Source organism: Candidatus Zixiibacteriota bacterium (assembly GCA_040752815.1).
GTDB lineage: Bacteria > Zixibacteria > MSB-5A5 > GN15 > FEB-12 > JAGGTI01.
In genome coordinates, this window is sequence record JBFMGC010000015.1 from 13664 (window position 1) to 27261 (window position 13598).

15 protein-coding genes are annotated in these 13598 nt (G+C 57.3%); all 15 read right to left on the reverse strand.

Features of this window, described 5'->3' with window-relative positions:
- Nucleotides 1-105: 105 nt before the first annotated feature.
- A complete protein-coding gene (locus AB1772_05725) occupies nt 106-564 on the reverse strand; it encodes a hypothetical protein (GenBank protein ID MEW5795841.1) in 459 nt (152 codons plus the stop codon).
- Between the two features lie 16 nt (nt 565-580).
- The gene (locus tag AB1772_05730; protein ID MEW5795842.1) at nt 581-808 is read right to left on the reverse strand and encodes a twin-arginine translocase TatA/TatE family subunit; all 228 of its coding nucleotides are present in this window, start codon (nt 806-808) and stop codon (nt 581-583) included.
- Between the two features lie 28 nt (nt 809-836).
- A complete protein-coding gene (locus AB1772_05735) occupies nt 837-1106 on the reverse strand; it encodes a hypothetical protein (GenBank protein MEW5795843.1) in 270 nt (89 codons plus the stop codon).
- On the reverse strand, nt 1103-1816 hold the full coding sequence (gene purQ / locus AB1772_05740; GenBank protein ID MEW5795844.1) for a phosphoribosylformylglycinamidine synthase subunit PurQ: 714 nt from the start codon (nt 1814-1816) through the stop codon (nt 1103-1105). The genes AB1772_05735 and purQ overlap by 4 nt, the downstream gene beginning before the upstream one ends.
- Nucleotides 1813-2064 carry a phosphoribosylformylglycinamidine synthase subunit PurS gene (purS, locus tag AB1772_05745; GenBank protein MEW5795845.1) on the reverse strand — a complete coding sequence of 84 codons (252 nt, stop codon included), beginning with the start codon at nt 2062-2064 and terminating at the stop codon, nt 1813-1815. Before purS ends, purQ begins: the two co-directional genes overlap by 4 nt.
- Nucleotides 2051-2815: a CDP-diacylglycerol--serine O-phosphatidyltransferase gene (pssA, locus tag AB1772_05750; protein MEW5795846.1), complete on the reverse strand. Its 765-nt coding sequence runs from the start codon at nt 2813-2815 to the stop codon at nt 2051-2053. Before pssA ends, purS begins: the two co-directional genes overlap by 14 nt.
- Nucleotides 2802-3506 (reverse strand): phosphatidylserine decarboxylase family protein, encoded by a 705-nt coding sequence (locus AB1772_05755; GenBank protein ID MEW5795847.1) that lies wholly within the window; start codon nt 3504-3506, stop codon nt 2802-2804. Before AB1772_05755 ends, pssA begins: the two co-directional genes overlap by 14 nt.
- The gene (purB, locus tag AB1772_05760) at nt 3503-4798 is read right to left on the reverse strand and encodes an adenylosuccinate lyase (protein MEW5795848.1); all 1296 of its coding nucleotides are present in this window, start codon (nt 4796-4798) and stop codon (nt 3503-3505) included. Before purB ends, AB1772_05755 begins: the two co-directional genes overlap by 4 nt.
- Nucleotides 4795-5445, reverse strand: coding sequence for a fructose-6-phosphate aldolase (fsa, locus tag AB1772_05765; protein ID MEW5795849.1), 651 nt, complete (start codon nt 5443-5445; stop codon nt 4795-4797). The genes purB and fsa overlap by 4 nt, the downstream gene beginning before the upstream one ends.
- Before the next feature lie 14 nt (nt 5446-5459).
- Nucleotides 5460-6218: a tRNA pseudouridine(38-40) synthase TruA gene (truA, locus tag AB1772_05770; GenBank protein MEW5795850.1), complete on the reverse strand. Its 759-nt coding sequence runs from the start codon at nt 6216-6218 to the stop codon at nt 5460-5462.
- Nucleotides 6215-7021: an energy-coupling factor transporter transmembrane component T gene (locus AB1772_05775; protein ID MEW5795851.1), complete on the reverse strand. Its 807-nt coding sequence runs from the start codon at nt 7019-7021 to the stop codon at nt 6215-6217. Before AB1772_05775 ends, truA begins: the two co-directional genes overlap by 4 nt.
- Nucleotides 7022-7489: 468 nt before the next feature.
- Complete coding sequence (gene feoB, locus AB1772_05780; GenBank protein MEW5795852.1) at nt 7490-9724, reverse strand: ferrous iron transport protein B; 2235 nt, start codon at nt 9722-9724, stop codon at nt 7490-7492.
- Nucleotides 9725-9748: 24 nt separating this feature from the next.
- Nucleotides 9749-9982 carry a FeoA family protein gene (locus AB1772_05785; GenBank protein ID MEW5795853.1) on the reverse strand — a complete coding sequence of 78 codons (234 nt, stop codon included), beginning with the start codon at nt 9980-9982 and terminating at the stop codon, nt 9749-9751.
- Nucleotides 9979-10428: a transcriptional repressor gene (locus tag AB1772_05790; GenBank protein MEW5795854.1), complete on the reverse strand. Its 450-nt coding sequence runs from the start codon at nt 10426-10428 to the stop codon at nt 9979-9981. Before AB1772_05790 ends, AB1772_05785 begins: the two co-directional genes overlap by 4 nt.
- Before the next feature lie 262 nt (nt 10429-10690).
- Nucleotides 10691-13510: a M6 family metalloprotease domain-containing protein gene (locus tag AB1772_05795; protein ID MEW5795855.1), complete on the reverse strand. Its 2820-nt coding sequence runs from the start codon at nt 13508-13510 to the stop codon at nt 10691-10693.
- Nucleotides 13511-13598: the final 88 nt, after the last annotated feature.

Here is a 13598-nt window from a genome sequence, read left to right on the forward strand (position 1 = left end):
AGCGAGCGACAGCTGTGGTTCTGCCACTCGCCCGCTTCACCGCACAAGGAGAAAACACCATCGGGCAGGGTCGCCCAACGGAGCGAGCTCCCTTTTTACTTTCTCTTATTTCTCCGCGTCGCCCTTATCGCCGCCGAGCACGTCCTCGGCCAGCGACATAGCCACCCCCGAAAGCATCACTTCGACACCCAGGGTTGTAAAGTCAGAGGAGATTAATTCCCGATTGATGGCGGCGTAGAGCGAGCACGAAGCCCCTTTTTCGACCACCAGCCCGGAAAGCTTGTTGGCGGTTTCGGCGACAAAAGTAACTTCACCGAGCTCTTCGGAGACCACATATCCGGAGCAATTGTGAAGCTGCAAGTGGGAGTTGCCGGTATAGACTACGACGAGCATGCCGCGCGTTTTACCCAGATCAACTTCCGGATATACCTCGAGAATGAGAATCCGCTTCTCTTCCTGATTGGCAACCTTGAGGCGGAAATGGTCTTTCTCGTCGGTAGCTTTCTCAGCCCCAAGCAGTCTGCTGATCCGATCCAGATCGTCGCGAGTGAATACAGCGCCCATATCCGGTCCGCTTTTGTCAATGCTTGTCGTTAGGTTTGTGAGGCAATTGCGACGAGTCCTCCGGCGGCTTGTTCTGCATATCGATCGGGCTTTTGATCTCGTCGCCGGTGTCTTTCATCGCTCTCTTGAATTCCCTGATACCCTTGCCCAATCCCTGCGCCAGCTCCGGCAGGCGCTTGGCGCCGAACAGGAGCAGAATCGCAAGGAATATCAGCAACAGTTCCCATGGTCCTAATCCGAACATATCTCAGACCTCCGTAGGCATATCTCGCCTACAAGTACCACCATCTAAAGTAAATGATCACTAATAAAATTATCAGCAGAGACATAAAGTTAACCTTGAAGTGGAAGCCCAGCGTAAACGAAATCGTATAAAAGTGGAACTCGCTGGGACCGATGCCGAGCTGGATCGACTTGGCGAAAACCGTTTTGGCGGCACCTTCGGGTAAAAATGTCCCGATAATGTCGCCCAGCAGTCCGCCAAGGACCGCCCCTAGAATCAGTGCCGTGGTCAGAAACACGACCTCACGTCGCTTCATCATATCGTTTGCCCCAGACTTGCGGTTCGGCACCGGCTTCGCAGTGATCGAAACACTTTGAGACCGTCTACCGAGCCGAGTATCTCTTCGACCGCCCGTTCGGGATGCGGCATCATACCGAGCACGTTGCCTTCGGCGTTGCGGATGCCGGCGATATTATTGAGCGAGCCGTTTGGATTGGCCGTCCCGGTTACTCGGCCGCTCGAGTCGACATAGCGAAACACTACCTGGCCGGCGTCTTCCAGTCTCCGGATATCTTCATCTAAATGACAGTAGCTACCTTCACCGTGGGCGATAGGAACCTTCAACACTTCTCCCTTGCGGCACTCACAGGTGAACGGCGTACTGTCATCCTCTACTCGGATGCAGACAAACTTCCCGCTGAAGCGAAGGTGGGCGTTGCGAATGAGCGCTCCGGGCAGAAGGCCGGCCTCGGTCAAAACCTGGAATCCGTTACAGATGCCCGCTACGATTCCGCCCGAGTTGGCAAACCGGACGACCTCCTGCATGATCGGCGAGAAGCGGGCTATAGCTCCGGCCCTTAGATAATCACCGTAGGAGAATCCCCCGGGGAGGATGATCACATCGCAGCCGAGTAAGTCCGATGATCTGTGCCAGAGAAACTCGACCTCTTCGCCGAGCACGTGCCTGACGGCGGCGTACGCGTCGTAGTCGCAGTTCGATCCCGGAAACGTGACGATGCCGAATTTCATGAAATGTGCTCGATCTCGAATTTCTCAATCACCGGGTTAGCCAGAAGCTTGGAGCAGACTTCCTGTATTTGCCGGTCGACACCGTCGGCTCCGGGCTGGATTTCCAGCTCGAAAAACTTCCCGGAGCGCACCGACACGAAATCGTGGTACCCCATCTGATTCAGGGCCTTTTGAATCGTAACGCCCTGGGGGTCGAGAACACCGTCTTTCAGTTTCACATAAACAATGGCGCGTTTATTCTGACTCATCAATGATCTTTCTATCGGTTTTGCGTCGCCCATACGGCCGCCCGGTCACTTTGCCGACACCGACATAAAAAAGCCGGTAGGCCTCGCGAGCCAACCCGAACAATATATATGCGGCCACCATCGGAAACAACAGCAGTCTTGGCCGGATCACCAGTCCAATTACCGCCACAACCAGGGCAAGAGCTTTGATGCGTTCCCAGCGCGTGGAGAAGGTCTCCGGCCAGGTGTCGTATTGTATCTGCGAAACCATCACAAACGAGAACACCGCAATCATGGTCACCAGTACGTCTTCGTAGCGAAGCTCACCCCAAAGGTTGTAGCTGAAGATGATATAGGAGACAAGTCCGAAAGCGGCCAGCGGAACCGGCATGCCCACAAAATCACGCTTCTCCTCGCTATCGGCCATGATATTGTACCGGGCGAGGCGGTATGCGGCGGCCATTATGTACATGATGGAAATGATCAGTCCCAGCTTTCCGAGCGCATTGAGACGAACCGAGTACACCAGCACCGCCGGAGCGGCGCCGAACGACAGAAAATCGGCTAACGAATCAAGTTCGACACCGAACTGCGAGGTCGCTCCGGCGATACGCGCCGCCTTGCCGTCGAGCACATCGGCCACTCCAGCCAGCACCACAAACCAGCAAGCCGCAGTGACATGACCTTCGAGCGCAGACAGAATAGACAGAAAGCCACAGACCACATTCCCCATCGTGAAAACACCGGGGAATATGCCTTTATAATTGTGCACGATCCCTCCCGGGGGGTTCCGGAGAAGCCGACGCTGGGGTGGCTGTGCCGAGGCAGCCCATTATGGTCGTACCGCCTTGTACATGGTCGCCGACCTTAACCGTGACTTTTGTGTCCGCGGGCAGAAGCAGATCGGCGCGCGAGCCGAACTTGATCATTCCGAACCGGTCGCCGCTGCTGACCAGAGTCCCCTCTGATAATCGGCAGACAATGCGCCGGGCAATAACGCCGGCAATCTGCTTGAAGGCGATACGCCTGCCCGTCTGGGTCAACATCCCAATCTCAGTCTGCTCGTTTTCTTCGGAGGCTTTGTCCTTGAAGGCCGCGATAAACTTACCGGGATTCCGCTTTACATATTCGATCCTGCCCGAACAGGGAACTCGATTGACATGAACATCGAAAACCGACAGAAAGATCGATACCTGTATTGTCCGCTCACCGACAAATTGATGATTCGCCAGCGTATCGATCTTTACCACACGGCCGTCCGCGGGCGCAACCAGCAGGTTCGACCCGGACGGAATAGCGCGTTCCGGATCGCGAAAGAAATATACCGTGAACAGTGTTGCGATGGCCAGAACCACGCTCGCGGCAAAAAGGCCGCGGCTGTCCCATCGCGTGGCCGCCCAGAGCGCGACAATCGTGAGCAGGAACCCAACCAGGATGAGCGTCCAGCCATCGCGGGCGATCATCGGCCGAACACCCTTCTGAAAATCTGCTCGACATGCCGAGTGTAATACTTAAGGTCAAAACATTCATCGATGTCCGGCTGGTTCAGGTACGACATCACCTCGGCGTCTTTCAAGAGCAGATCACGGAACAGCCCGTGGCCGCTTTGCGCGGCCATGGCGTTGCGCTGGACCATACGATATGCCTTCTCGCGCGAGCCCACCGGCCCGGTCAGTTTCAACAACACTCGCTGTGAGAACACCAATCCGCCGCGATAGTAGATATTCTCCAGCATCCGTTTCTCGTCCACTACCAGACCTTTAAGTACATCGGAGAATTTCTGAAGTCCGTAGTCAAGGATGATCGTCGCGTCGGGGATTATCACACGTTCGACCGACGAATGCGCAATGTCTCTCTCGTGCCACAGCGGTACGTTTTCCATCGCCGGCACCGCGTACCCGCGCAGAAGACGCGCAATCCCGCAAATCCGCTCAGCAGTGATCGGATTCCGTTTGTGCGGCATGGCCGAGGAGCCTTTTTGGCCCCTGGCAAAACCCTCGGAGAGTTCACCGATTTCAGTTCGCTGCAGATTGCGGATCTCCGTGGCGAATTTCTCCAGCGATGATCCAATCAGAGCCAGCGAACATATGTATTCCGCATGGCGGTCGCGCTGGATCACCTGCGTGGACACCGGGGCCGGTTTCAGGCCGAGCCGCTTGCAGACATCCTGTTCGACTTTGGGATCAAGATTCGCATAATTGCCCACCGCGCCTGAAATGGCGCCTACCGATATGGTTTCAACAGCTTTGAGGAAGTGTTCGCGTCGACGCTGCAATTCGGCGTACCAGACGGCGAACTTCAGGCCAAGCGTAGTCGGCTCTGCCAGTACCCCGTGAGTTCTGCCGATACAGGATGTGTATTCGTATCGCCTCGCGAGTCGTTTGATTTGCCGAAGCACGGCCACAAGTTTCTTATCGATCAGCGCCGAGGCCCGCTTCAACTGCAGAGAGAGAGCGGTGTCGAGCACGTCGGACGATGTCATCCCGAAATGAAGATACTTGGCCGGTTCGCCGACGAATTCCGAGACGGAAGTGAGGAACGCGATCACGTCGTGGTTGACTTCGGCCTCGATCTCATTTATTCGCTTTACATCGAACTTCGCTTTCGCGGCGATGGTCTTAGCCGCTGCGGCAGGAATAATCTTGTAACGTGCCATCGCGCGGGCCGCGGCCACCTCCACATCAAGCCAGGTCTGAAACTTGGACTGCTCGGCCCAGACCGCCCCCATTTCCGGTAGTGTGTATCGCTCTATCATCTTGCTTTGGGCGCTTTCTTGAAATCGTCCAAAAACTTTTGAAGTCCGATATCGGTCAGCGGATGCTGGATGAGCTGTCTGATCACACCAAGAGGCATGGTGCACACGTCGGCGCCGATACGGGCCGCCTCGACCACGTGCATCGGATTCCGCACCGAGGCTACCAGCACTTCGGTCTGAAAGACGTAGTTGGAATATATCTGCACGATGTCGGCGATAAGCGCCATGCCGTCCGATGAAACGTCATCGAGACGCCCCACGAACGGCGAAACATACGACGCGCCGGCCTTGGCGACAAGCAGGGCCTGCGACGGAGAAAACACAAGGGTGGCGTTGGTCTTTATGCCCCGATCATGAAGCGTCTTGATTGCCGTCAGGCCGTCCAGAATAGTTGGAATCTTGACAACGATGTTATCCGCGATCCTGACCAGCTCTTCGGCCTCACGGATCATTCCGGCGGCGTCAGTGGCGATGACCTCGGCAGAGACGGGGCCGTCGACGATCCTGCAGATCTCCGAGAGCAGCTCGCGGTACGGCCGCGTTTCTTTGGCGGCCAGCGACGGATTCGTGGTCACGCCGTCGAGAATGCCCATGGCGGCGGCTTCTCTGATTTCGTCGAGGTTGGCAGTGTCAATGAAGAATTTCAAAGCGTCTCCTTCGCTCAGTAGATCACCCTTACCAAGTACAGCCCGCAGGCCGGAGCGGTAAAGGCCACTCGTCGTCCGTTCGGAGTGGACAACATATCCGAAAACGTCTCGGGTGTCAAGTTGAGCTCGTTGTCGTCGGGATCAAGCGTCGTCTGGTTGAGCATCGCGCCGACCAGCGAACGGACCATGCCGTGCAGAAACCGATTCGCCCTGATTTCATACACCATGAGCGGACCATATCGATACCAGCGGGAATGCTCCACCCGGCAGACATTGTTTTCCTTGCGCGACGCTACCACACAAAAGGGCGAGAAATCGCGCTCTCCGAGCACTTTCGCCGCCGCATCCTGAAGACGCCCGAAGTCAACATGCTGCCGAAACTGGTACCGAAGATTCCGGTACAGGGCGGAAACTTCGTGCGACACGAGATAGCGATACTGTCTCGATTTGGCGCTGAAACGGGCATGAAAACCTTCCGGGACTTCGGCGGATGAAAGCACGCGTATATCGCCACGCAGGTAGTAATTCAGCGCGGGCGCATAGCGCTCCGGCTCGAGACGATGATCAATCAGGAAATTAGCAACTTGTCCCAGCGCGTGCACGCCGGCGTCGGTGCGCCCGGCTCCAATCAGGTTGACCCGTTGACCGGTGGTCCTGAAGATCGCGTCGGTGAGACGTCCCTGTATCGTGTCGCCGTTATCCTGAATTTGCCACCCGGAATACGCCGTGCCCTCGTACTCGATCAGGAGGCGGATGTTTTTGAGATCGCTCACGCGCGGGTTGCCCCAAAAAGGATCAGCAAAGCTACGGTGGTGCCCAGCGCAAAGAGGGCTGAACTCAGATCAAACCGGGTGCGCGTGAAGAACGTGCGCGGTTCGCCGCTCCGATAGCCGCGAGCTTCCATCGCCAGCGCCAGTTCATCGGCTCGGCTGATCGCGGCCACTAAAACCGGGATGATAATTGACGTCGTTTTTCGGGCGCGGGCGAGGAGGTTACCGCTGAAATCGACGCCTCGTATAATCTGCGCGTTGCGGATTGTGAGAAACTCCTGGTGCAGTATCGGTATGAAGCGAATCGCAATGAAAAGCACCAGGCCGATATCGTCCGCGGGCACGCGGAGTTTTTTCAAAGGCCGAAGTAGTTTCGCGACCGCCTCGGCCAGGTCCGACGGCGAACTGGTCAGCGTAACGAGAAACACCACACTGACAAATAACAGCAGGCGGAGCGAAAAGAAGGCCGCTCTGGAGAGCGCCTCCTCCCGCACTGTCCAGCCGAATAGCTCGAAAACGGGACGGCTGTCGTGTCCGGAAAAGATCAGATGATATACAAAAGTAATTGCCACGAGAATGAGCACGGGCCGGAAGTTTCGACCAATTACGCCGGGAGCAATTCCTGAGGCCATCAACCCGGCCAGCAAGGCAGACAACACCACAAGATAGAACAGGATCGAGTCGGTGAGCAGACCGAGAATCATGACTGCGACCACCGGCGCCAGCTTGGCGCGGGCATCGAGGCGGTGCAAGTACGAATCGAGCGGCCGGTAATGGCCGAGGAGCATGGGTGTGGCGCTAATCATGACTGGTGTCTAATGACGGTGCGCGGCAGACCTCCCGAGGCTGCCCGGTTGTATGAGACGGCGAAGAAGCTGGTCGGGACCCTTGTGGTCCCGACAAGAAGTCGTCGAGACCCCGGCGTTGCAACGCACCGTATCGACCCACGTTGCTCCCCGCAACGGTGAAAAGGCGCCAGGGACGGAACCCTGCCGGTCAGAGTTTGAGACGGAGTCACGACGGCCAGCAATCGGGCCTGATCCCGGGCGATCAGGGTCATTTCCATGCTGCGAATATAGCGGAGATTCAATTACGAAGTCAATTCGAGGACTGACTCGATCCGGACCCTTGGTCCCTAGGCGGCACCGCCTGCACCAGGCGGCACTCGGAACAGGCACGACGCCTCCTGTGCCAGGTGACAAAGCGGTGCCCCAGGTAGACCACAGCCCCTGCCAGCAAGGCCATCACCATAATGTTCTGCCAGAAATCTGCCATCACAGCCCCGCTCTGCTGAAAAGCTGATAGGTTGCCATCGCCGCCAGATACGCCAGCCCGGTCATATAAACAAACGCAATGACCGGGTACCTCCATCGTCCTGTCTCATGGCGGATAGTCACGAGCGTCGCGCCGCACTGTGCGCACAGCGCGAAGAAGACCATGACCGACAGCGCCACAGCCGGGCCAAACACCGGCATGCCCTCGCGCGGGCCTGATTCCCACCGCGCCTGACGCATCTTCTCGGTCAGCGGCGACGAAGTCTCGTCTTGCTCGGTCCCCAGATTGTAAATCGTGCCGAGCGTAGCAATAATCACCTCTCTGGCAGGAAACGACGCCAGCGTGGCCATGGTGATCTTCCAGTCCCAGCCCAGCGGCTCAAAAGCCGGCGCGACCAGTCTGCCCGCCCGGCCAAAGTATGAATTCCGGATGTAAGCTCCGGCCTGTTCGTCTTTCAGGGCAGCCAGTTCAGCCTGCTCGGCGGCGCTGCCCGCCTGACCCTGCGTGGCATAGACCTGTCGGACGGTCTCCGCGCGAGCCTCAAATGCCGGCGTGAGAGCTTCGGAACGCGGGTAATAGCTCAAAGCCCAGATGACAATTGTGATTGCCAGGATTACCGTCCCGGCCCGCTCCAGGAACGACTTCACGCGATTCGTGATGCGAATGAGTATCGAGCGCGGAGTGGGAATCGTGTACGACGGCATCGCCATCATAAAGGTTGCACGCTCCTGGTGATAAATCACCCGATTGAGAATAAACGCGACTATGATGGCTGTTACCATACCCAGGGCATACAACCCTGTCAGTACCAGGCCACGGGAATTAAATATGCCGAGGTAGGCTTCGTGCGGGATGAATGCCGCTATCATAATAGCGTACACCGGCAAGCGCGCGGAGCAACTCATGAGCGGCGCGACCAGGATCGTCATGATGCGCAGCTTGCGGTTTTCGATAGTGCGGGTGGCCATGATTCCCGGCACCGCGCAGGCAAATGATGAAAGGAGCGGCACGAACGACTTCCCGGACAGTCCGCACCATCCGAACAGACGGTCGACCAGAAATGCTGCCCGGGGCATGTAACCGGAATCTTCGAGAATGGCGATAAACAGAAAGAGAATGATTATCTGAGGAAGGAAGACCAGCACCGAACCGACTCCGCCAATTACGCCATCGACCAGCAGCGAGCGAATCGGCCCATCAGCCATCAACCCGCTCACATAGGCGCCGAGAGCGCCAAACTGAGAGTCGATCAGATTCATCGCCGGTTCGGCCCAACTAAAGACCGACTGAAACATGAACACCATGACCGCGAGCAGAATCAGCGGACCCAACAGGGGGTGCAGAAGGAACCGGTCCACCCGCTCCGATCGAGTAAGTCGCACAACCGCCGCTTCGCTTATTACCTCATGGGCAATCTGCGAGGCCCGCTCTGTCAGGGGGCGGGTCTCTCCCACCGACAGCGCACCAAACCGGGCGGTGACTTCGCTCCGGTATCCTTCAAGCACAGAGCGCTTGCCATCTCCCTCCGCGCTCAAAAACGACTTCTCAGCCGGGCCGCCGCGATCAAACAGTACCCGTATCCACTGGGCCTCCGTGCGATTGCCGTCGGTTGCAACCTCGCGGAGGCGGCTTGCCACGCGGAGAACTACTTCGTCGTAGGCATTCAGAGGGAGAGGTGTCTGTTCGGGGATGATCGACGCGATGACTGCCTTTAGTCGATCAATCCCCTGCTCTCTGCTGGCCACTACCGGCACAATCGGGATGCCGGGGAGCAACTGGCCCAGGCGAGTAGTATCAATCCGGGTGCCGTGGCGCTCGGCCAGGTCCATCATGTTCAGCGCCACCACCACCGGACGGCCGACTTTGACAACTTGAAACAACAAGTACAGGCCGCGTTCCAGATTGGTGGCGTCAATTACGCACAGGATAATATCCGGGCGGGCATCGCCTTCGATGTCGCCACTCAATACTCGGGTGGCGATATACTCGTCGGGTGAGAAAGCGGAAAGTGAGTAGCTGCCGGGTGTATCAACCAGGTTGAAGCGGCGGACGATCTGCCCCGGCACTTCAAACGCGCCGATTGTGCGTTCGACCGTTACACCCGGATAATTGCCGACCCGTTGGCTGAGGCCGGTCAGAGCGTTAAAAAGCGTAGTCTTGCCGCAATTGGGATTGCCGCAAATGGCAACCGTCGTCTCCCGGGACATGATATCTGGGGAAAGCCGGTGGCTCATGGCCGAAACGGCAGCGCCGGAGCGCTACTTCTCATCCAGTTCGACCATCACGAGCGCCGCCTGCTCGTGGCGAAGCGAAAGACTGCCCCGGCCGATCTGAATCTGGAGCGGGTCTTTGAGCGGGGCATCGCGCAGGTACTTAATCTCACGACCGGGGGTCAGACCGAGTTCCGCGAGGCGACGGCACACCGGGCCATCGGTAACATAGCCGATCACACGGGCGCTCTGGCCGGGGGCGAGTTTGTCAAGATATGTCATAGCTGTCCACTCTTTTCTACCGATGATCTCTTTCCAGCACGTACAGGAGCGCCGAGTTCATTCCTTCGGCGCTGCGTATCGCGGCACGCGGCACAATACCCCTGAATTTCGATCTTAAACCCCTCGGCAACAAAACTATGATTGCTGGCGGTTGTGGACAGGAAGTCGAGCACCTGGGCAGCATCGAACTCCACGAGACTTCGGCAGCCGAGGCAGTACAGATGGCCGTGTGGGGCGTCGCTGACCCGATCATAGCGGGTGACCCCGTCGCCGACATTCACCTCCGATGCCAGCCCCACCTGGCAGATCAACTTCATGTTGCGCCAGACTGTGCTGTAGCCGACCGACGCATCTTTCTTCCGCACCCTGTCATACAGCTCGTCAACCGAGACATGTTTGTCCATCTCGAAAAACGAGCGGAAGATGAGCTCTCTCTGGGAAGTCATCTTGTAGCCTTTGGTTCGGAGAAACTCTCGCATCTAACTCGGTCCGTCGCTAGTTGAATTCCGATTTCATCTCTTCTACCTAAATGAAAACGAAATTCATTTTCACTTAGCTCAAGATATATGGATCGGCGGGTTTGTCAAGACCTTGAGGGGAGATTTTATCCGGAGTTTTGCTAGGGAGATAAGAAAATGCTGCTCAATAGATTACGGCCGGCCAACTATCGGTTGACCGGCCGCTGTGAATACGTAGACCGGAAGGTAATTATTTCACAAGCATCATCTTCTTTGTCTGCGAATCCGCGCCGTAGGTAAGCCGGTAAAAGTAGACCCCCGACGCCACTTGCGAGCCACGGTCGTCTCTCCCCCGCCACTCGACTCGATACTGGCCCGGCCCCTGAACCTGATCCAGCAGCGTGGCAACACGCTGTCCGAGCACGTTGTAAACAGTAAGCGTCGTACTCCCCACTTCACTCAGTTGGTAACTGATAGTTGTGCTCGGGTTGAACGGATTCGGATAATTCTGATCAAGGGTGAACCCGGACGGCAGGAGGTTGTCGGTGGGCTGGTCGTCGACCGCGGTCGCCGCACCGCGCACGAAAAAGCGCACAACCCGGTTGATCAGCGAATCCGGCGGGGCCCATCCAGAGGCCATCAGGGCGCTGTCGAGATACTCGACCGCGAACGACAGAAACACGCTGCGATAACTGCCGTCGTAGATGATGCCGCAGTTGCCGAAGTTACCCGTACCGGTCTGCCCGATAAGCGTGAACACGGCCTGGCCGCCGTTCATCGGCTGCATTATCGGCGTGGTTTCATCCCATATGATTCCGTTGCGCGTGGTATATTTCAGGCCCCCGCCAACGATATTATTCACCGCACCGAGGAAAGTACGGGTGGTCACCGAACCGGCCGAGCCGGTCACATTTGCATGCAGGTAGTCGGCCATGAACGCCGAATCAAGCGTGCGGAGCTGCACCGGCGCCGCGGGACTGGCCATTAGAAGATTGCCGCCGTTGTCCAGCAGAGCTTTCAAATAAGTGACATCGGCGCTTGTCAGCGTCCCACCGTAGCTTTGCCCCGGCCAATACGATCCGGTCATCCAAAAGACTACCGGATACTGAGTCAGACTCGCATACACCGGTGAGCCCTGTACCTTTTTGTCCCACCGATCATACAACAAACCCATACGATCCAGCGCATCACGATAGGAACGGTCGATTCCATCACCGTTGTCATCATCCACCAAGAGCACCTGGGCGCCGGCGCCAATCCGGATTTCAAACTCAAATGTATTCCTAAATGTGTTGTCGTTGGTGCTCAGCGTGCTGTCCGAAATCACCGTTAACGTGAACGTGACCAACGATGAGATAAACTCATCGGGAATGCGCACCCGAATCGGCTCGAAGTTGCGGTTCGTTACGGTTGCCGGATTCAGTGCGACACCCATGTTCTTGTCGTTCGTCAGAATCTCCAGATCGGGATTGCTCACATCCAGATGAAGTGTTGGCCAGTAAGTCTCCTTCATGATGTTCCGGACTTCGAGATAGATGTCAAGCGTCTCGCCCTGACCGTAGATCCCGTCGCCGTTGCCGCCGGGGGAGTCGAATACGTCGAGCGAGTCACCGTCCAGAAGCAGCCAGGGTATGGCGTGATAAATATTGAGATCGGCGCGCATGTTCGGGCCGGAGTCGGAGATGTTCAGCACGCTGACCTGGGTGGCGCCGCTGTCGTTCGTTTTCGAATTCGGGGTTGTGTAATTGTGGAAATTCCGATTGTTGGTCGGAAACCCCGGAAACGGATCGCTTGCCTGGCCGCCGCTGCCGCCAAACGCCAGATCGCGGCGTCCATCGGCTTCCTCCACCGCCAGACGATACCGGTCCGGTGTCGACTGGCTGCCGTCGACATCGTAATGATAAATCAACAGTCCGCCCCCTGGCAGGAACGAGTCAAATCCGACCCGCTGGCGGTTTTCGACAATCCAGAATTGAGGATTTGGCCCGCTCGGGTTCATCTTGAGCATGAACACAGTCGGGGAGGTTTCCACCTGCGGGATCTCCGCCTGCCGGATGTTTTGAAGAAGTACCTGCAAGTTGGCAAAGCCGAAATCCTGAGTTCTCACCCAGCCGTTGGGGTGAGCCGGCCGGCGCCCGCCGTTGTTCCAGCTTCCGCCGGCCATAAGACACCAACTGCCGAGACCTTCGGAGCCGAGGTTGTAAGCCGGGTCGTAGTAATCCGCCGCCCCCAGCACGTGTCCCCATTCGTGGCAAAACACGCCCACACTGGAGATTTCGTCGCTGCCGACTGTTTCCTCCGGCTGCATGGCGTAACGGCTCAGACTTACGCCGTCGACTGACACGCCGGGGCTCATGCTCGAACTGTGCGACCAGATACCATAAGCGCGCTGCTCAGCTCCCGGTCCGGCATGGATGATTATTAGGCCACGAACGCTCGACCCACCGTTGCCGTAGGGCTGAAAGTTGACACCGGCATCGTCGGCTGCGATGACGGCATCGTGGGCCAGACGCGCGCCGCCACCACCGAGACCGCTACCGGAGCCGACATATGAGGCATACGTATCCGGCGCTTCTACCCACGGCTGCACGTCGCCCACGATGTAGTAGTTGCCGTAGGAGATTTCCAGATAGTATTCGGTCATGGAGCCGGTAGGGTTGAAGACTGAGTCCGTGGCCTGCTCCGAAAACAATAGAGAGTCAAAACGAAACGGAGTGCCGACGGTGTAGCAGGGTTGCGATCCACCGCCGGGGATGAAGTATTGGGCATCATCGTGTTTGAAATCGGGAAACTCGACCAGCAGCACGCAAACGCGAAAAGTTACCGGGTTGTCCGGACTGGCGACCGCGTTGGCGCGGAACATTTCTTTATGCGCGGCTGAACCGGATTCGTACCAATCCGGTGGGATTGACGTCTGAAAGGCACGCAGGATGGCCGCTTTCTCCTCCCAAGTACCTTCCGCAATGAACTTAGCTTTGGCCTCGGGTGACGGCGGCACGACCCCTTTGGCGGGGGCAGCCAGAATTGCAGCCATAGCTGCTAAACCGACGATGTGAATCCTGGACGACATAGTCAATTCCTTGGTCCGGCGGTATTTCTTCTCATCTTATTAACGAGATTAGAACCGCACCGTAGCAAAAATGTTCTGACGGCAAATA

Bases quoted from the DNA above. Each gene is read 5' to 3' on its own strand.
- purS (MEW5795845.1), bottom strand. From the start codon at position 2,064: ATGAGTCAGAATAAACGCGCCATTGTTTATGTGAAACTGAAAGACGGT.
- AB1772_05725 (MEW5795841.1), bottom strand. From the start codon at position 564: ATGGGCGCTGTATTCACTCGCGACGATCTGGATCGGATCAGCAGACTG.
- purB (MEW5795848.1), bottom strand. From the start codon at position 4,798: ATGATAGAGCGATACACACTACCGGAAATGGGGGCGGTCTGGGCCGAG.
- AB1772_05785 (MEW5795853.1), bottom strand. From the start codon at position 9,982: ATGACATATCTTGACAAACTCGCCCCCGGCCAGAGCGCCCGTGTGATC.
- AB1772_05790 (MEW5795854.1), bottom strand. From the start codon at position 10,428: ATGACTTCCCAGAGAGAGCTCATCTTCCGCTCGTTTTTCGAGATGGAC.
- purQ (MEW5795844.1), bottom strand. From the start codon at position 1,816: ATGAAATTCGGCATCGTCACGTTTCCGGGATCGAACTGCGACTACGAC.
- feoB (MEW5795852.1), bottom strand. From the start codon at position 9,724: ATGAGCCACCGGCTTTCCCCAGATATCATGTCCCGGGAGACGACGGTT.
- AB1772_05730 (MEW5795842.1), bottom strand. From the start codon at position 808: ATGTTCGGATTAGGACCATGGGAACTGTTGCTGATATTCCTTGCGATT.
- AB1772_05735 (MEW5795843.1), bottom strand. From the start codon at position 1,106: ATGATGAAGCGACGTGAGGTCGTGTTTCTGACCACGGCACTGATTCTA.
- AB1772_05795 (MEW5795855.1), bottom strand. From the start codon at position 13,510: ATGTCGTCCAGGATTCACATCGTCGGTTTAGCAGCTATGGCTGCAATT.
- AB1772_05775 (MEW5795851.1), bottom strand. From the start codon at position 7,021: ATGATTAGCGCCACACCCATGCTCCTCGGCCATTACCGGCCGCTCGAT.
- AB1772_05755 (MEW5795847.1), bottom strand. From the start codon at position 3,506: ATGATCGCCCGCGATGGCTGGACGCTCATCCTGGTTGGGTTCCTGCTC.